Below are 17,913 nucleotides of genomic sequence, written 5' to 3' on the forward strand. Positions count from 1 at the left end.
GAGCCTGTTTACGACAGAACAACGTTAGTAGATAAAGCGATTGCAACCGTTACCAAAAACCTCGTTGAAGGTGCGCTATTAGTTATCGTTGTACTTTTCTTGTTGCTTGGAAATTTACGCGCCGCATTAATAACAGCCGCCGTAATACCACTATCAATGTTAATGACAATTACAGGTATGGTACAAGCAGGAGTATCTGCTAACTTAATGAGCCTTGGTGCATTGGACTTTGGTTTGATAGTGGACGGGGCTGTCATCATCGTTGAAAACTCTGTTCGTCGGTTAGCTGAGGCGCAACACAACGGTCATAGGCAAGACCTAAGGGAACGACTAAATACTGTTTTTGAAGCCACTTCAGAAGTCATACGTCCAAGCCTGTTTGGTGTAGCCATTATCACAGTGGTATACATACCCATTTTCACCCTAACTGGTGTTGAAGGGAAAATGTTCCATCCTATGGCGGCAACTGTCGTAATGGCGTTAATATCAGCCATGATCCTTTCAGTTACACTGGTTCCTGCTGCTGTTGCGATATTTATGAAAGGTAAAATCAGCGAAAAAGAAAGTGTTGTTATTCGTTCAACCAAGTCTATCTATAAACCATTGCTAATTATGGCAATGAAATTTCGTTGGATTATTGTTTCATTTGCAACGCTGTTAATGGGGTATAGCCTTTGGTTAGCAACTACGCTTGGGACAGAATTTGTTCCACAATTAAATGAAGGTGATATTGCACTACAGGCGTTAAGAATTCCTTCGACTGGCCTAGAGCAATCAGTAGAAATGCAAGAAGTACTTGAAAAACGTATTAAAGCATTTCCTGAGGTTGATAAAGTATTTTCGCGCATCGGTACTCCAGAAGTTGCGACTGACCCAATGCCACCGAGTATTGCTGATATCTTTGTTATATTAAAACCACGCAAAGATTGGAATGAACCTTCAAAACCGAAGAGTGAATTAGTTGAAGAAATGGAAGAGGTATTGAAAAACATTCCTGGCAACAACTATGAATTCACTCAACCTATTCAAATGCGTTTCAATGAATTGATTTCAGGTGTTAGAGCAGACGTAGGTATCAAAGTATTTGGCGATGATTTGGATCGGTTATTACTGACCGCAAAAGATATTCTAAATATTGTGAAAACCGTCGATGGTGCAGCAGATGCCCGAATGGAACAAGTCACAGGTGTTCCATCTTTATCGGTAATCCCTAAACGCGAAGCGCTTGGTAGGTATGGTTTGAGTGTTACTGAACTGCAAGACTGGGTTGCCACAGCAATAGGCGGTGAATCTGCGGGGATCATTTATGAAGGTGACAGACGGTTTGAGTTAGTTGTTCGTTTACCAGAGCAAATAAGAACGGATATCGATGGCTTGAAGTATCTGCCGCTTCCACTTGAGAATGGTAACTATGTGCCACTTGAAGAATTTGCAGAGCTTAAATCAGAGTATTTACCTGCTCAAATTAGCCGTGAGAACGGAAAAAGAAGAGTTGTGGTTACCGTCAATGTACGTGGTAGAGATTTAGGCGGTTTTGTCAAAGAAGTGAAAGCTAAAATTAATCAGGAAGGAGAAATCCCAGCAGGATACTGGCTTGATTATGGCGGAACGTTTGAACAACTAGAGTCAGCGAGTAAAAGATTAAGCTTAGTTGTGCCGATCACATTAGTTGTTATCTTAGGTATTTTGGTTATTGCATTTGGTTCATTAAAAGATGCATTGATCATTTTCAGTGGCGTGCCTTTAGCATTAACTGGGGGCGTATTCTCTCTTTATTTAAGAGACATGCCTTTATCTATTTCGGCAGGTGTCGGCTTCATTGCATTGTCAGGTGTTGCCGTATTAAATGGCTTGGTTATGTTGGCTTTTATTCGAGACCTTTGGCATGAAAAAGGCGACCTTTACGTAGCGATCATTGAAGGTGCCATCATTCGTTTAAGACCTATTTTAATGACGGCACTGGTTGCTAGTTTAGGTTTTATTCCAATGGCGCTAAATACTGGTATTGGTGCAGAAGTACAACGACCACTAGCAACAGTTGTTATCGGCGGTATTATATCTTCTACAATTTTAACTTTATTTGTATTACCTATTTTATATCAATGGGCGCATGGCTCTGAGAGTAGCAAACAGCAATCCGACGAAATTTAAAATCAAAAAAGCAGCTTAATTACTAGGTTATGCCTAATTAAGCTGCTTGTTATATTTTATGCCTAACATTTGGTTGATAAAGCTTACTGAGCTTCATCTCTACAATTTTCATTTAAAAACTCAAACTCTATCGTCGTGTGCGATAAGTGATAGGAAGATAATTTAGCTGCAATTTCTTGTTTAAGTCTAATTAATTCTTTAACTTCAAAGTTGTCTCTCAGCTCAAGATGCGCTGTTAGAACATGACTTTCACCATCCAATGACCAAAAGTGAATATGGTGAATACCATTAACTTCAGGAAATTCATTTAATGATTGCTTAATACGCTCTTGAGTTTCTTTATCGGGTGCGGCTTGAAGAAACAAGACGAGTGTTGATTTCAGGTTTCTGAAAACATTAAATAAGATGAATAACGTGAAGCCAATCGATAGTAGAGGATCTAATATCGGCAGTTCAACGAACAGCAGTACAATAGAGACTATAAGAACGGCAACCCAACCAAGTACATCTTCAAGTAGGTGCCATGTCAGTACTTTTTCATTTAATGTCTCACCCGCTTTTAATTTGAATACGGCATATCCGTTCACGGCAACACCGAGTATGGCAAGTCCCAGCATCCCCTCAACTACAGGCATTTCAGGATTGGACAACCTTGGTATGGCTTCAAATAAAACCCAAATAGAGCCAATAATTAAAACAATACTATTTACCAAAGCACCAAATAGTGTAAGTCTACGATAACCATAACTAAACCTATCTGATGCTTCTTTATTTGAAAAACGACTCAATAACCAAGCAAACCCTATAGACAGGCTATCACCCAAATCATGAACTGCATCTGCCATTATCGCCGTACTGTTGGTAAGCCAGCCACCTATAAACTCGATAATAGTAAATGTCACATTCAGAAAAAATGCCCAACCAATACGGTTGTCTTGTCCATGTTGATGACTGTGGTTATGGTTGTGCATTTTGTACCTCCAGTACTGTCTTTTTTCTAATATTAGCGACATTGAAGTTGATCAGATGACGGATCACTCGTTGATACATCCAACGTTTCACGCCTGATAAGTTAGTTCCTTGCTCACGATAGAACTCATCAGGGGAATCATAAAGTCCGAAATCGTCATGAATACCTTCTTTTTGAATATAGGTATCCTCTCCACGCCAATCCGTATCAGGTGATGAAAAGCACTTTGTCGCAACACCATAGCCACAAAAAACATCTTTTTCTTGGCTAAACCTTTGCTGTAAGGATGTTAGATATTGTGCATCCAAGATAAAGCCTTCTAAGTTGATCCAACGACCATCAAGGTATACCTCCACCCAACTGTGGATAATGTATTTAGGAGCTAACCAAAAAACATAGGTTGGTATGGCACCTTTTTGCAACTGTTGATTTATAGTAAACCCGTGAAATCGGCATGGAATGCCTAATCCACGCAATAGAGCCATCAATAGATTGCCTTTGGTATTACATTGACCATAACCATCAGACAGCACTTCACTCGCTGAAATATCATCGCTCTTGTTGTAGCCAAACAACATTTCATCTTTCACAAATTGGTAGGCTACACCAATTTTGTTGAAATCATCCAAGCTTTTCCACCTTCGTTGATTTATGAGGGATTGGATATTTTTGTGTTCAAAATTGACTATGCTGGTCTTGGTTAGATACTTATCACACATTTTCACCCCTTATTCACTTGTATGCTTTAACTATAAACCCTATAGTAACTATAGGGTCAAGTTTGTTGGGAAGCTTTATGAAAATTGGCGAATTATCGAAGACATCAGGCTGTTCTATTCAAACGATTAGATATTATGAAAGACAAGGGTTGCTTTCAGATCCTGAGCGCTCTGAGGGTAACTTTAGGTTGTATTCCAATAAGGCGTTAAAAGAGCTGGAATTCGTTAAGCATTGTCGCAGCCTCGATATATCTCTTGATGATATCAAACGTCTTATTGAATTAAAGAATAAGCCAGAAGAAAGCTGCTCTAGTGTGAATGAATTGATTAAGCAGCAATTAAATTTAGTCAACAAACGCATGAAAGAATTAAAGGCCTTAAAAAATGAATTACAACATATGGCAAGTACATGCAATTCTGATAATACCATTGAAGGATGCGGTATTATTAAGTCGTTGGATAGTTAATCTAAATTCTGCTTTGAACTATTCTTAGTCGCAAAGGCAATTATGAAAACCATTGGTAAATTAGCACAATCATTAAATTTAAACGTAGAAACCATTCGTTTTTATGAGCGAGAAGGACTTATTACACAACCTACAAAACCAATATCAGGTTATAGACAATATGACGAAACAATAGCAGGACAACTTAGGTTCATCACAAAAGCCAAAATGCTCGGCTTTACGTTAAAAGAAATTAAATCGCTAATGTCTATGGACAACGACTGCGCTCAAGTTGAGTTATTAAGCCGACAAAAGTTAGCAATCATTCGAGAAAAAATTAGCGACCTTCAACGTTTAGAGAAAGTAATTGTGGATATGACAAATACCTGTATACAAAACGATGATCCAACATATTGCCCTATTATTGATGCATTAAAATGATTGACTCTGTACTTATGTACGGAGTTTAGAGTGTTGGTCATATCAATCAATAGACTTTCAAATGATAAATAAAATATTAGACAAAGTAGGCTCTGGTGGTGTTTGGCTAGCGGCACTTAGTTGTACAGGGTGTTTCCCTGCACTCGGTTCTTTAGCATCAGCGTTGGGGTTAGGATTTCTTTCTCATTTTGAGGGGATTGCTGTAAATACCTTATTACCTATATTTGCAACTCTGGCATTATTAGTAAACTTATACAACTGGCATAAAAATAAAAGCCATACCAGAGCTATCTTCAGCATTCTAGGGCCTGTAGCAGTGCTATTAACGCTTTATCCTCTATGGCAATATGATTGGAGCACATATCTATTTTACTTAGGTATTTGTTTAATGGTTGTTATGTCTGTATTAGATATCGTAAAACCAGTAAGGGTACAAGCATGCAAAATATAGAGCTTAAATCGACTATTACATGTCCTGAATGTGGGCATAGAAAAATGGAAAAAATGCCGACTAGCGCTTGTCAGTGGTATTATGAATGCGAATCATGCAAAGTTTTGTTAAAACCATTAAAGGGTGACTGCTGTGTTTACTGTTCGTATGGAACAGTAAAATGCCCACCTATTCAAGAAGGACATAATTGTTGCGCCAGTTAGCATAAGTGAATGTTTAATTTGTGCTAACTATTGTGATTATATAAGGACAGCTTTAGGCTCATATCTGCCAAAGATATAAGGTTACAAAGGTCGCTTAATCCGAAAAGTGATCAATGTTCTTATCATTAGGGTTAATTCAATCGACTAAAAAATAGTTCTTAATTTACATTGGGCGAAATATACATTAATATTTATTCGGTATTTTATCTAGAGAACTTTATGTTTAAACCACTTTCAAAAGTCTTAGTTTTAGTAGCTATGCTGATTGCCTTTGTTGGGCAAGCATTAGCTTATACAGCTATGTCTTGTGAAATGTCGGAAAATTCTCATCAATCTCTTATGACTATGGATCATTCTTCAATGAATTCTCATGAGGGAATGGATCATAGTGATATGAAAACTAGTGCTTCAAGTTCAGAAGACTGCTGCGACCAAGATTGTATTTGTCCTGCAAATGCATGTACATCAGTCACATTTTTGAATGCAAACAGTGGTTCAACTGATATTTTAGGGTTTACTGACACTATAGTGAACCAAGGTGCTGAACACCCAAAGTCAATTTCTACTTCCCTTTACCGCCCTCCAATATTTGCCTAACACAGGATTAGTGCGTCCAAAATTTACGCACAAAATAACTTTTCTTGTTAATTAATTAAGCGCTATTGCGCCTAAATATTGTCCAGCATTGTCTGGGGGCAAAAATGATCAAAATATTTTTTAAGTTAGCGGTAGTTGTGCTGCTAGTACCAGCATTTACTCACGCAACCGAGCATAATCATAAAAGTAATGCTGAAGTTAAACCAATCGAGTTATTAGTTTATAAAACTCCTACTTGTGGATGTTGTAAAAAATGGATATCTCATATTGAAGATGAAGGAATTATTGCGGACTCCAAAGATTTCCGAAACATCTCCAATATAAAAACTAAGTACGGTATCAAACCTAATTATCGCTCTTGTCATACAGCCGTTACAAGAAATGGCTTTGTGTTTGAAGGTCATGTACCTGCCAAATTCATAAAACAATTTTTATCTGAAAAACACGACAACGCCATTGGTTTGTCAGTTCCTGCGATGCCTATTGGCTCTCCGGGAATGGAAGTCGGTGAACGTTTTATGCCTTATAACGTGTTGGTTTTTTTTAAGGATGGAACTAGCAAAGTCTATGCAAAAGTGAATACCTATGAGGAGCAATTCTAATGAAATTAGGAATTCAAAACTTATCAAAGGTTACTGTTGGTTTAATGATTGGGTTTTCTGCATTTTACGCCCAAGCCGAAAAAGTTATTTCACTTCAACAGGCTATAGAGTTAGCTCAACAAAATGATCCTTGGTTACACGGCAGCAGCTTGAAACAAAAGGCTGTAGAGAATATGAGTATAGCTTCCGGGACATTACCTGACCCTAAAATATCTGTTGGTATGATGAACTTGCCAACAGATACATGGAACTTCGATCAAGAAGGTATGACTCAATTTAAAGTTGGAGTGTCTCAAATGTTTCCTAGAGGAGATAGTTTGGCACTCAAACAACAACAGTTAAAAATAGAATCAACTCAATACCCATTGTTACGTGAAGACCGTAAAGCAAAATTAAAAAGTGAAGTTTCCCAACTTTGGTTAGATGTATTTTTAGCGCAACAAACGATTAAGTTAATCGAAAACGATTGGGAGCTATTCGAGCAAATGGCGGAGGTTGCAAAAGCTAGTTATTCGAATGCGGTAGGAAAAACAAGGCAACAAGATGTCATTCGAGCACAGCTAGAAATCGTTCAATTAGAAGATAGATTGACAGTTCAAAAGCAAAAATTAGAAACGTCTATCGCTCGTCTAAACGAATGGCTTCATCTTTATAATGACAGTGATTTTGAAAAAGCGTTTGATTTTGATTCACAGCCAATAGAGTTCAATGTCTCAGAAGGTCTACCTGCAATTCGATTGCAAAATCCTGCTGTTTTAACTGAGGTTCATTATTCGCGAAATGCTCTGGCATTAGCATTAGAAAACCATCCTGCCATTCGTGCAATTGATGTTAAGAAAAAAGTGTCTGAAAAAGCAATTACTATAGCCAAACAACAATATAAGCCCCAGTGGGGAGTTAACGCTAGCTATGCCTATCGTGATGATATGCCATCAGGAGATAGTCGATCGGACTTGTTTTCTGTTGGCGTGACATTTGATTTACCGTTATTCACTGAAGATAGACAAGATAAACAAGTTGCTGCATCAATCGCTGAATCAGAAGCTATCAGAACAGAGAAATTGTTATTAATAAAACAAATGATTAGCGCAATTGAAAAAGAGCTACGTCAGCTAAAAAGATTATCAGAAAGACAATCGATATATAAAGATCAATTGCTTAAACAAACCAACGAACAGGCTGAGTCTTCATTGACTGCTTACACCAACGATGATGGCGATTTTTCTGAAGTGGTTCGAGCAAGAATAGCTGGGCTTAATGCCAGAATATCAGCCTTAAAAATAGATGTTGATGCATTAAAAACAGTCGCTCGTATCAATTATTTCTTCGCACAGTCAAATACCAAACCAGTACTTGCGCACACCAGTAAATTTGGAGAAAAGTAATGTCATCTAATACGAAAATAATTATCGCAATCATCATAGGAGCTGCAATAGGTGCTGGGACCTTGAGTATATTCCAAAACTCGAACTATGATAGCTCGATCGCCAAATCTGAAGAAAAGAAGGCGCTTTATTGGGTTGCCCCGATGGATTCTAACTACCGCCGGGACAAGCCCGGTAAGTCTCCTATGGGGATGGATTTAATTCCCGTATATGATGATGAATCATCAAGTGATGACTTCGGCCCCGGCGCAGTTAAAGTTTCTCCTCATGTCGTAAACAATCTTGGTGTTCGTACCGCACCTGTTGAACTAAAAAATATGCATACTGAAATCTCTACGGTAGGTTATGTACAATATGACGAGGATAAGCTAATTCATATCCACCCACGTGTTGATGGCTGGATCGAAAAGCTTTATGTCAAGGCTACTGGTAACCCTGTAGAAAAAGGGCAGCCACTCTACACCTTATATTCTCCCCAGTTAGTTAATGCTCAAGAAGAATTGTTAATTGCCTTAAAGCGCAATAACAGCTCTCTAGTTACGGCAGCTAAAGATCGTCTTAAAGCGCTGCAACTTTCAGCAGACTTTATTAAAGAATTAGAGCAAACAAGAAAAGTTCAGCAATCCATTACTTTTTATTCACCTCAAGCTGGTGTTGTGGATGGGTTAAAGATACGAGAAGGCTTTTATGTGAAGCCGGGAAATACGTTGCTTAGTATCGGCAAACTTGACCAAGTATGGGTAGAAGCTGAAGTGTTTGAACGAGATGCTGCGATGATCAAAGAAGGGTTGCCAGTATCAATGACTCTGGACTATCTGCCCGGTGAAGATTGGACTGGTGTTGTTGATTATGTTTACCCAACTTTAAACAACAAAACTCGCACCCTTAGAGTTCGGTTGAAATTTGATAATCCTGATTTTCAATTAAAGCCCAATATGTTCGCACAAGTTTCGATTCATGCAAATCAAACCGACAGTACGATTATTGTCCCTAAAGAGGCCGTCATTCGCACAGGTAAGCAAGACCGAGTGGTACTTGCTTTAGGTGAAGGACAATTTAAGTCTATTGAAGTCACTATTGGTCGAGTCGATATCGATAGTATCGAGATTTTGCATGGATTAACTGAAGAAGATGTGGTTGTTACGTCTGCTCAATTCTTAATTGATTCTGAATCAAGTAAATCATCCGACTTTAAACGTATGACCCATGATGAGGTGCCGAACTCAATTTGGATGCAAGGTGAAGTAAATAGCGTCATGACAGGACATCGTATGGTCAATATTACACATGGCCCGGCTGAAGCTTGGGATTGGCCTGAAATGACAATGGACTTTAATGTGGCTGAGAATGTTGATTTTGACTCTTTAAAGTCAGGTCAATCTTTACACTTCGAGGTGTCTAAAACCGAAGATAGTGGATATGAAGTAACTGGTATTCATATCATGAGTGAGCCAGAAGTATCCTCTGCAACAGTCTCAGGTTTAATTAATGAAATAACCTTAGGCAATCGCACTTTCAATATTAGTCGAGGCCCTATAGAGAAGTGGGATAGACCTGCTGCGACGAAGGATTTTGTCGTCGGGGAAAATATAGAAATCGCTTACTTTAGTGTTGGTGACAGCGTCATATTCACATTTGAAGAGAGAGGTGAATTGGTTATCACTGAAATGTCCCTTGAATCAAATGAACAAAACAGCAACGAGCATGAGACAAATCATGTACAGAAAGCTGTTGTCGATCATTCGAATCATTAAATAGGGAGATTAGTAATGATTGAATCAATAATTAGATGGTCAGTGGGCAACCGTTTCTTTGTTTTATTAACCACGCTTATCATCGCTTTTGGTGGTATGTTTGCGTTAAAAAATACACCAGTCGATGCGCTGCCTGACTTGTCAGACGTACAAGTAATTATCAAAACCAGTTATCCGGGCCAAGCACCTCAGGTAGTACAAGATCAAGTTACTTTCCCTTTAACAACCGCAATGCTTTCAGTGCCGGGAGCACAAACGGTTCGAGGGTACTCTTTCTTCGGTGACTCTTACGTCTACATTATATTTGACGACGATACAGACCTTTATTGGGCAAGGAGTCGGGTGTTGGAGTATTTGAGTCAAGTAGCTCCGAGTTTACCTGATTCGGCAAAACCACAGTTAGGGCCTGATGCAACAGGTGTGGGCTGGGTTTATATATATGCGCTTACGGACACGTCAGGAAATCATGATCTTAGTCAGTTACGTAGTATTCAAGACTGGTTCCTCAAGTATGAACTCCAAACTGTGCCGGGAGTTTCTGAAGTAGCTGCAATTGGTGGCATGGTTAAACAATATCAAGTGCAAGTTGACCCAGATAAGTTGCGAGCTTACGGCATACCATTGACTCACGTTCAAATGGCGCTGAAAAGAGGTAACCAAGAGACAGGTGCATCTGTAGTTGAAATGGCCGAAGCTGAGTATATGGTAACGGCGACTGGTTATATTCAATCTGTCGGTGACATTGAAGAAATTCCGTTAGGCGTTAATGAGCAGGGCACGCCATTGCGTATTGGCGATATTGCTGATGTTGGACTGGGTCCACAGATGCGTCGTGGGATAGCTGAATTAAATGGTGAAGGAGAAGTTGTAGGCGGCGTTATAGTCATGCGCTTTGGAGAGAATGCACAACAAACAATCATTGGTGTTAAAGACAAACTTGATTCATTGAAGTCTTCTTTACCTGAGGGAGTTGAAGTTGTGCCTGTTTATGACAGATCTAAGTTAATTGATCGAGCAGTTAGTAACCTATCAGATAAATTGGTTGAAGAATTAATAGTGGTAGCACTTATTTGTGCAGCATTTTTGTTTCACTTGCGATCTTCTTTTGTGGCAGTTATTACGTTGCCGTTAGGTATTTTGGTGTCTTTTATCATCATGTATATGCAAGGTATCAATGCCAACATTATGTCATTAGGCGGAATTGCAATAGCGATTGGAGCTATGACGGACGGCGCAATTGTCATGATTGAAAATATGCATAAGCATATGGAAAAGACACCTTTAACGGATGAAAATCGCTGGCAAATCGTTGCTAAAGCAGCAAGTGAAGTTGGACCTGCGTTGTTTTTCAGTTTGTTAATTATCACAGTATCATTTTTACCCGTCTTTATTTTAGAAGCGCAGGAAGGAAGAATGTTTGCCCCTCTTGCCTATACAAAAACCTACGCAATGGCAGCTTCTGCTGGATTAGCAATCACGCTAGTTCCCGTTCTTATGGGCTATTTTATTCGTGGCAAGGTTATATCTGAAAAGAAAAATCCATTGAACCGCGTGCTAACGGCGCTATATATGCCTGTCTTAAGGCAAGTGATGAAATTCCCTAAATCGACAATTGTAATAGCAATATTGATTACGGTAGTTGGTTTTTGGCCTGTTAATAAGATTGGTAGTGAATTCATCCCGCCACTAGATGAAGGTGACCTGATGTATATGCCAACCACTTATCCGGGCATTTCTATTGGTAAAGCTCGTGAGTTATTGCAACAAACGGACAAGTTACTTCGCACAGTACCTGAGGTTGAAACCGTTTTTGGTAAAGTTGGTCGTGCTGAAACCGCCACTGACCCAGCCCCTTTAACTATGATTGAAACTTTCATTCAGTTGAAACCACAAGAGCAGTGGCGAGAAGGTGTAACCACTGAAAGTTTAAAAGCTGAATTTGATAAGTTGGTTAAATTCCCCGGCTTAACAAATGCTTGGGTAATGCCAATAAAAACCCGAATAGATATGCTAGCGACAGGCATCAAAACGCCTGTTGGAATAAAGGTAGCTGGACCTGATCTTGATACGATTCAAGAAATTGGTCAACAGATAGAACAATTGTTGCCAAAGGTAGAAGGAACAGCGTCTGTTTATTCTGAGCGTGTTGCAGGAGGCCGTTATATCAAGGTCGATATCTCTCGTGAAAAGGCGAGTCGATTCGGGCTAAATATTGCTGACGTCCAGCAGGTGGTATCGACGGCTATTGGAGGCATGAACGTCACTCAAACAGTTGAGGGACAAGAGCGCTACCCCGTCAATTTAAGATACCCACAAGACTATCGAGATTCGCCAGAGCAACTCGCAAGATTACCTGTTATTACACCGAATGGTCAGCGCATCGCACTAGGTGATGTTGCAGATATCCGTGTTGAAAATGGCGCACCGGGAATAAAAAGTGAAAACGCTCGCATTAATGGCTGGGCATTTATTGATATTGAAGGCGTTGATGTCGGCACATATGTAGAAAATGCCAAAGAGTATCTTGATAAAAATTTAGACATACCAGCAGGCTACTCAATGTCTTGGGCTGGACAGTATGAATATATGGAAAGAGCAAAAGAAAAATTAACTTATGTATTGCCTTTAACGCTAGCGATAATCTTGATCTTGCTTTATTTGAATTTCCGCTCATTTAGCGAAGTGGCCATTATTGTTGTGACATTGCCAATGGCGATGATTGGCGGTCTATGGTTGATGTATTTAGAAGGGTTTAACTTCTCTGTTGCAGTAGGCGTAGGCTTTATTGCGCTAGCAGGTGTTGCCGTTGAGATTGGGGTGATCATGCTGGTTTACTTGAATCAAGCTCTTACCGAGCTTAAGGAAAAAGCCAAGGAGCAAGTAAAACCTATATCAGATGGTGAGTACCGCGAAGCTTTACTGCATGGAGCTGGTTTGCGTGTGCGCCCTGTCATGATGACGGTAGCTACAATCATCATTGGTCTTTTCCCTATTTTATATGGAACAGGAACAGGTTCGGAGGTAATGAGTCGCATAGCTGCGCCAATGGTAGGTGGTATGACGAGCGCAGTATTACTAACACTCATTGTACTGCCAGCAATTTATTCAATTGTTAAGAAGCGAGACATAAATATCTTCAACCAAGCGTTATCCAAAAAATAAATTTCGTCGTTAAATTATAAACTTAAAAAAGAGGTAAATATGAAAACATTAATTAAATTTTTAACCGTAATCAGTGTCGTTTTTAGTAGTGCGGTATTTGCGCATGTGCATCTTGAAAAAACCGTGCCTGCTGATAATGCAATGTTAATGAAAACACCGGAAGAACTTAAACTTAAGTTCAGTAAAGAAGTGCGTTTAGTCAAAGTATCGTTAAAAAATAAGCAAGGGGAAAAAGTAAAATTTGGTTTTATACCTTCAAAAGAAGCAAACGGCACATTTTCGTGGAAATTACCTAAATTGGCTCCCGCCAATTATATCGTGGGTGTGACTTTCTTAGGTAATGACGGTCATAAAATGAAGAATAGCTTTGGATTCATGGTTCATTAATTAGAGTAATCATTATGGAAATGTATATCTGGAATGCAATCATAGTTTTGTCAAAAATTTTGTTTTACGTGGGCTTTGCTTGCATAGCTGGATATACATTTTGGGGAGGATCGTATAGCGGCAATACGATGAAAACTGAAGATAAAAGGTCGTTTAGTCAAATTACCTTTATGACCGCCTTAATCGCTTTTATAGCAAATACTGTCTGGTTTTTTGCTAATACGGGTGCAATAGCTGAAGAAGGAATTGGTGGGGTTTTAGACCTAGATATGATTATTATCATGTGGGATTCATCCATAGGCGATACTGCAATTTGGCGCTCGATTGGTTTGATTGGGGCAATGATGTTAGTAGTTTTTTCTTCTCAAATGACAGTAAGAAATCGAAGTTTAAATGTCCTACAACTCTTGCTAGTCATATGTCTACTTGTTTTTTCTTACTCTTATACGTTGGTTGGGCATGTTTCCGAAATGGGAGTATTTGAAAAAGGGCTATTAATGGTACATGTCATAGTTATGGCATGGTGGTTTGGTGCCCTTTATCCTCTTAAAAAAGCCTGCGATATGTTGGAACTTGAAAAGCTCTATCAAATAATGGAAAGGTTTGGAAAACAAGCTAGCGTCATGGTGAGCTTACTTTTAATCGCAGGCTTATTATTGGTAATTCAGTTGGTTGGCGGAATAGAGGCTCTTCTTACTAGTAATTATGGACAAACCATATTAGTTAAATTGTTACTAGTGACTAGCATATTGACGATAGCCGCTACACACAAATTGAAATTAGTTCCGCAACTCAAAAGCAACGATGGCAGAAAAGCATTATCCAAATCAATCTCAATTGAAATGTTTGTAGCTATTGCCATTTTATCTGTAACAGCAGTGCTTACTAGTATTGTCGGCCCTGTAAATTAAACCTAAAAAGAGAATGAAAATAAAAAATAAATATACTACTCGTTCTATTAATGACGTTTAACTTTGGAGTTCAGGCTCATGGTGACAAACAAAAAGATAAAAGAATATTCAAAGGACTAGATACCCCTGCCGCAATGGTTGTATTAGCTTTTAATGAAGCGTTAAAACCAAGTAACAAAGAGCTTGCGCGTGCTCAATTAGCTGATGATGTCACCATTTATGAGGGGCATGTCGAAACAAAGAAGTGCAGACGGATACGCTCATCATCATATGTTGTCTGATATGAGTGCTTTGCGGCTATGAAGAGCGAATCACTAGAGCACCAAGTGATGGTATTTGGTAATACCCAATATCAGCCTCGCGTAGACACTCCATAGGTATTCACAAGCGTAAATAGCGCGATTACCAAGGTATGAAAACAATGGTGCTAGAAAAACAAAACGGTGAATGTAAAATCAAACACATCCACTGGTCACATTAAATTAGAAATTATTATATTAGGCTTGACCTGTGTCTTACACACAGGTTTAAACTGAGCTTAGTTAATCAATTTATTGAGTTAGGATTGTTTATGAAAGTTACCGAATTAGCCAAAGAGTTTGGAACAACACCCGATACTGTCAGGTACTATACTCGCTTAAAGTTACTTAACCCAGCTAAGTCAGAAAACGGATATAAGTATTACCCTTTAACAGAAATCTCTCGACTGAAGTTTATTTTAAGTGCAAGACATCTCGGATTTTCAGTGTCGGATATACGACATATTATTGATGAGGCAAGTCTCGGAAAATCAGCATGCCCTTTAGTTAGATCTCTTATTAAAGAAAGGTTAGCTGACACCGAAAAACAATTTCAGGCAATGTTAGCGTTGCGTAAAAATATGAACGATGCGCTAGCACAATGGGATGTCAAGGAAGATAAAACTCCAACGTCAACTATGGTATGTCACCTCATAGATAGTTTTGAACCTACAAAGGAATATGGTGGTTCCCATGACTAATACTAAATCCGATATTCATCTCATTATTGAAGGAGCTGGGTGTGCTAGCTGTGTAGGCAAAATTGAAGGGGCGTTAAAGGCAACTCTTGGTGTAGTCAGTGCGGAAATGAATTTTGCTGATAGGACTGTAATAGTATCAGGGACAGCTAAAACCGAAGAATTGATCAAAGCTGTTGAGTCTGTGGGTTATAACGCGAAACCAATTGATGATAGCTCGGAAACTGATGTACTAGATGAAAAAGAAGCGGCTGATTGGGCTTATTACAAAAAGCTGATGAGAGATACGTTTATTGCACTTTCACTAGGCATACCCCTTATGATCTACAGTATTGTTATTGGCGAAATGACAGTAGAAACAAACGCTGAACGAATGTCGTGGTTCATGGTTGGTGTTTTAACTTTTGGCGTTATGTACTTTTCAGGTAAGCATTTTTATGTTGGTGCTTGGAAGAGCTTTAAAAACCATTCTGCCAATATGGACACTCTGATTGCATTAGGAACTGGTACAGCGTGGATTTACTCAATGGTTGTTGTCTTTGTGCCTGATGCTATCCCGATGATGGCTAGGCATGTGTATTTTGAAGCAACCGCTATGATCATTGGTTTGATTAATTTGGGTTTAGCACTTGAACTGAAAGCCAGAGGAAAAACATCGGAAGCGATAAAGCGTCTCATTGGGCTGCAAGCTAAAACAGCAACGGTGATTCGCGATAAAAAAGAAGTTCAAATTGGTATTGAGCAAGTCCTTTTGAAAGATGTGGTTAAAGTAAAGCCCGGTGAAAAAATGCCTGTTGATGGTGTTGTCATTGAAGGTCACACATCTATTGATGAATCAATGCTTACTGGTGAGCCAATGCCTGTAGAGAAAACTGAAGGAGATGAAGTTGTTGCGGGCACTTTAAACAAGTCAGGTGTGATTTTCTTTAAGGCAACACGAGTAGGGAAAGATACTGCGCTAGCACAGATCATCAATATGGTGAAAAGAGCACAAAACTCTAAACCACCAATAGGTCGTCTTGCTGACGTGATTTCAGGCTACTTTGTTCCTGTGGTGATGATTATTTCGGTTTTAAGCGCATTAGCATGGCTTAACTTTGGGCCAGCTCCTGCGATAGCATTTGCAATCGTTTCTGCAACTACGGTGTTAATTATCGCTTGCCCTTGTGCATTAGGTTTGGCAACGCCTATGTCGGTTATGGTTGGGGTGGGCAAGGCAGCCGAAGCAGGTGTACTTATTCGAAATGGAGAAGCATTACAAACAGCCTCCAAAATCACAGCAATGATATTAGATAAAACAGGCACAATTACCGAAGGGGCACCTAAGGTAACAGATATCGTTTTGGCACATTCAAAGGACGATAAAAAAGTATTACAGCTTGCCGCTAGTCTAGAGAGTGGTTCAGAGCACCCCTTAGCACAAGCCATTGTAGAGAGTGCTTTGGAAAGAGACATTGAACTTTTAAAAATCGATTCTTTTAAAGCCATCACAGGATTTGGTGTAGAGGCAAACTGTGAAAATCGCGTTTTACTTTTCGGCAACGAAAAGCTGATGAAAATAAAAGGTGTCGATGTAACTGGTCATATTGAACAAGCTCAAACCTTAGCTAAAGAAGCAAAAACACCAATGTACTTTGCTATTGATGGACACCTTGCAGCTCTTATTGCAGTGGCTGACCCAATAAAACCTGATTCCATTTCAGCTATCAAGCGACTTCAAGCGAATAACATACGCGTAATTATGCTAACTGGCGATAATAAGGAAACTGCCACCGCAGTTGCTACGAAAGTAGGAATTACTGAATTTCTAGCTGAAGTTTTGCCAGAAGATAAAGCCAATAAAGTTGAAGAATTACAACGCAGTGGTGAAATTGTTGGCATGACAGGAGATGGAATAAATGACGCGCCAGCGCTTGCATTAGCTGATGTTGGATTTGCTATAGGTACAGGTACAGATGTAGCTATTGAAAGTGCAGATATTACCTTGATGAGAGGCTCTCTGCATGGTTTGGCAGATGCTATCGCAGTAAGTAAGGCAACCCTTCGCAATATTAAGCAAAATCTATTTGGAGCGTTTATTTACAACGTAGCTGGTGTCCCATTAGCAGCAGGCGTGATGTATCCATTCTTCGGTATCTTGCTAAGCCCTGTAATAGCAGGCGCTGCGATGGCACTTTCATCGTTGACAGTAGTGTCTAACGCTAATCGACTCCGTTTGTTTAAAGCTCAAGAGCACTAAGGATAATACACATGATTGTAATCAATATAATTGGACTAGTTTTGATCGCAATAATAGTTTGGTGGTTTTGGCTATATAAGCCACAAGAAACTGTTGTCGAAAATAATGAAATTATGATTGAAGTAAAAGATGGAATTTATTCGCCAGCCTTAATTCAAGTGGCAGCAGACAGACCTATTTTATTGACGTTTTTTCGTAATGATCAGAATCCTTGCTCTGAAACATTATTATTTCCGTCCTTGGAAATAAGTGAACAGCTCAAATTAAATGAAATAACTCAAGTGAATATTAAAGCACTAATACCCGGTGAGTATGAGTTTCATTGCCAGATGAAAATGTATCACGGGGTTTTAAAGGTAATTTAAAATGTGCAGTGTGATTACTAAGAAATATTGGCGGCATAATCATTGCGCGATTTTGTCACAGTTAATTTGGTGATATCTTGTCAGTTATATAAACTATATTGACGTTTTTAGTATTAGGCGATATCTGATGCTT

The 17,913-nt window shown here is 39.1% G+C and carries 18 protein-coding genes; 16 read left to right on the forward strand and 2 right to left on the reverse strand.

The genetic code is table 11. The features are described from left to right. Window positions 1–2,151, forward strand: a 2,151-nt coding sequence (locus Q0688_RS21725; protein WP_299082364.1) for a CusA/CzcA family heavy metal efflux RND transporter, incomplete at its 5' end; no start/stop codon positions are given. Window positions 2,152–2,234: 83 nt separating this feature from the next. On the opposite strand, the gene Q0688_RS21730 is transcribed toward Q0688_RS21725, so the two are convergent. Both Q0688_RS21730 and Q0688_RS21735 read right to left on the reverse strand, forming a co-directional pair. Continuing rightward, window positions 2,235–3,122 carry a cation diffusion facilitator family transporter gene (locus Q0688_RS21730; RefSeq protein ID WP_235312840.1) on the reverse strand — a complete coding sequence of 296 codons (888 nt, stop codon included), beginning with the start codon at window positions 3,120–3,122 and terminating at the stop codon, window positions 2,235–2,237. Beyond that, window positions 3,109–3,840, reverse strand: coding sequence for a transglutaminase family protein (locus Q0688_RS21735; protein ID WP_235312841.1), 732 nt, complete (start codon window positions 3,838–3,840; stop codon window positions 3,109–3,111). The genes Q0688_RS21730 and Q0688_RS21735 overlap by 14 nt, the downstream gene beginning before the upstream one ends. 77 nt (window positions 3,841–3,917) lie before the next feature. On the opposite strand from Q0688_RS21735, the gene cadR reads away from it, so the two are divergent. The 15 genes from cadR (at window position 3,918) to Q0688_RS21810 (ending at window position 17,780) form a co-directional block, all read left to right on the forward strand. After that, window positions 3,918–4,307 (forward strand): Cd(II)/Pb(II)-responsive transcriptional regulator, encoded by a 390-nt coding sequence (cadR, locus tag Q0688_RS21740; RefSeq protein ID WP_235312842.1) that lies wholly within the window; start codon window positions 3,918–3,920, stop codon window positions 4,305–4,307. Between the two features lie 42 nt (window positions 4,308–4,349). Continuing rightward, window positions 4,350–4,727: a MerR family transcriptional regulator gene (locus tag Q0688_RS21745; protein WP_299082368.1), complete on the forward strand. Its 378-nt coding sequence runs from the start codon at window positions 4,350–4,352 to the stop codon at window positions 4,725–4,727. 61 nt (window positions 4,728–4,788) lie between these two features. Continuing rightward, window positions 4,789–5,178: an organomercurial transporter MerC gene (gene merC / locus Q0688_RS21750; RefSeq protein WP_235312846.1), complete on the forward strand. Its 390-nt coding sequence runs from the start codon at window positions 4,789–4,791 to the stop codon at window positions 5,176–5,178. Then, window positions 5,166–5,381: a GDCCVxC domain-containing (seleno)protein gene (locus Q0688_RS21755; protein ID WP_235312847.1), complete on the forward strand. Its 216-nt coding sequence runs from the start codon at window positions 5,166–5,168 to the stop codon at window positions 5,379–5,381. The genes merC and Q0688_RS21755 overlap by 13 nt, the downstream gene beginning before the upstream one ends. Before the next feature lie 219 nt (window positions 5,382–5,600). Beyond that, the gene (locus Q0688_RS21760; RefSeq protein WP_235312848.1) at window positions 5,601–5,978 is read left to right on the forward strand and encodes a hypothetical protein; all 378 of its coding nucleotides are present in this window, start codon (window positions 5,601–5,603) and stop codon (window positions 5,976–5,978) included. 104 nt (window positions 5,979–6,082) lie between these two features. After that, window positions 6,083–6,580, forward strand: a complete 498-nt coding sequence (locus Q0688_RS21765) for a DUF411 domain-containing protein (RefSeq protein WP_235312849.1) — start codon at window positions 6,083–6,085, stop codon at window positions 6,578–6,580. Next, window positions 6,580–7,965, forward strand: a complete 1,386-nt coding sequence (locus Q0688_RS21770; protein ID WP_235312850.1) for a TolC family protein — start codon at window positions 6,580–6,582, stop codon at window positions 7,963–7,965. Before Q0688_RS21765 ends, Q0688_RS21770 begins: the two co-directional genes overlap by 1 nt. Continuing rightward, complete coding sequence (locus Q0688_RS21775) at window positions 7,965–9,719, forward strand: efflux RND transporter periplasmic adaptor subunit (protein WP_299082373.1); 1,755 nt, start codon at window positions 7,965–7,967, stop codon at window positions 9,717–9,719. The genes Q0688_RS21770 and Q0688_RS21775 overlap by 1 nt, the downstream gene beginning before the upstream one ends. Window positions 9,720–9,734: 15 nt before the next feature. Continuing rightward, window positions 9,735–12,881 carry an efflux RND transporter permease subunit gene (locus tag Q0688_RS21780; protein ID WP_299082375.1) on the forward strand — a complete coding sequence of 1,049 codons (3,147 nt, stop codon included), beginning with the start codon at window positions 9,735–9,737 and terminating at the stop codon, window positions 12,879–12,881. Between the two features lie 39 nt (window positions 12,882–12,920). Continuing rightward, window positions 12,921–13,268: a copper resistance CopC family protein gene (locus Q0688_RS21785; RefSeq protein WP_299082377.1), complete on the forward strand. Its 348-nt coding sequence runs from the start codon at window positions 12,921–12,923 to the stop codon at window positions 13,266–13,268. 14 nt (window positions 13,269–13,282) lie between these two features. Next, window positions 13,283–14,179: a CopD family protein gene (locus Q0688_RS21790; protein ID WP_299082379.1), complete on the forward strand. Its 897-nt coding sequence runs from the start codon at window positions 13,283–13,285 to the stop codon at window positions 14,177–14,179. Window positions 14,180–14,229: 50 nt separating this feature from the next. After that, a complete protein-coding gene (locus tag Q0688_RS21795) occupies window positions 14,230–14,460 on the forward strand; it encodes a hypothetical protein (RefSeq protein WP_299082381.1) in 231 nt (76 codons plus the stop codon). Between the two features lie 290 nt (window positions 14,461–14,750). Then, complete coding sequence (locus Q0688_RS21800; protein ID WP_235312859.1) at window positions 14,751–15,179, forward strand: MerR family transcriptional regulator; 429 nt, start codon at window positions 14,751–14,753, stop codon at window positions 15,177–15,179. Next, window positions 15,172–17,415, forward strand: a complete 2,244-nt coding sequence (locus Q0688_RS21805) for a heavy metal translocating P-type ATPase (RefSeq protein WP_299082383.1) — start codon at window positions 15,172–15,174, stop codon at window positions 17,413–17,415. The genes Q0688_RS21800 and Q0688_RS21805 overlap by 8 nt, the downstream gene beginning before the upstream one ends. 11 nt (window positions 17,416–17,426) lie before the next feature. Further along, entirely contained in the window at window positions 17,427–17,780 is a 354-nt protein-coding gene (locus tag Q0688_RS21810; protein WP_235312862.1) for a cupredoxin domain-containing protein, read from the forward strand. Window positions 17,781–17,913: the final 133 nt, after the last annotated feature.

The organism is uncultured Paraglaciecola sp., assembly GCF_937123705.1.
GTDB lineage: Bacteria > Pseudomonadota > Gammaproteobacteria > Enterobacterales > Alteromonadaceae > Paraglaciecola.

What these genes read in the sequence shown, in the direction of transcription:
- Q0688_RS21805 (WP_299082383.1), top strand. Translation starts at nt 15,172, where the DNA reads ATGACTAATACTAAATCCGATATTCATCTCATTATTGAAGGAGCTGGG.
- Q0688_RS21810 (WP_235312862.1), top strand. Translation starts at nt 17,427, where the DNA reads ATGATTGTAATCAATATAATTGGACTAGTTTTGATCGCAATAATAGTT.
- Q0688_RS21730 (WP_235312840.1), bottom strand. Translation starts at nt 3,122, where the DNA reads ATGCACAACCATAACCACAGTCATCAACATGGACAAGACAACCGTATT.
- Q0688_RS21755 (WP_235312847.1), top strand. Translation starts at nt 5,166, where the DNA reads ATGCAAAATATAGAGCTTAAATCGACTATTACATGTCCTGAATGTGGG.
- Q0688_RS21775 (WP_299082373.1), top strand. Translation starts at nt 7,965, where the DNA reads ATGTCATCTAATACGAAAATAATTATCGCAATCATCATAGGAGCTGCA.
- Q0688_RS21765 (WP_235312849.1), top strand. Translation starts at nt 6,083, where the DNA reads ATGATCAAAATATTTTTTAAGTTAGCGGTAGTTGTGCTGCTAGTACCA.
- Q0688_RS21800 (WP_235312859.1), top strand. Translation starts at nt 14,751, where the DNA reads ATGAAAGTTACCGAATTAGCCAAAGAGTTTGGAACAACACCCGATACT.
- Q0688_RS21785 (WP_299082377.1), top strand. Translation starts at nt 12,921, where the DNA reads ATGAAAACATTAATTAAATTTTTAACCGTAATCAGTGTCGTTTTTAGT.
- Q0688_RS21780 (WP_299082375.1), top strand. Translation starts at nt 9,735, where the DNA reads ATGATTGAATCAATAATTAGATGGTCAGTGGGCAACCGTTTCTTTGTT.
- Q0688_RS21790 (WP_299082379.1), top strand. Translation starts at nt 13,283, where the DNA reads ATGGAAATGTATATCTGGAATGCAATCATAGTTTTGTCAAAAATTTTG.
- Q0688_RS21735 (WP_235312841.1), bottom strand. Translation starts at nt 3,840, where the DNA reads ATGTGTGATAAGTATCTAACCAAGACCAGCATAGTCAATTTTGAACAC.
- Q0688_RS21745 (WP_299082368.1), top strand. Translation starts at nt 4,350, where the DNA reads ATGAAAACCATTGGTAAATTAGCACAATCATTAAATTTAAACGTAGAA.
- cadR (WP_235312842.1), top strand. Translation starts at nt 3,918, where the DNA reads ATGAAAATTGGCGAATTATCGAAGACATCAGGCTGTTCTATTCAAACG.
- Q0688_RS21770 (WP_235312850.1), top strand. Translation starts at nt 6,580, where the DNA reads ATGAAATTAGGAATTCAAAACTTATCAAAGGTTACTGTTGGTTTAATG.
- Q0688_RS21760 (WP_235312848.1), top strand. Translation starts at nt 5,601, where the DNA reads ATGTTTAAACCACTTTCAAAAGTCTTAGTTTTAGTAGCTATGCTGATT.
- merC (WP_235312846.1), top strand. Translation starts at nt 4,789, where the DNA reads ATGATAAATAAAATATTAGACAAAGTAGGCTCTGGTGGTGTTTGGCTA.
- Q0688_RS21795 (WP_299082381.1), top strand. Translation starts at nt 14,230, where the DNA reads ATGACGTTTAACTTTGGAGTTCAGGCTCATGGTGACAAACAAAAAGAT.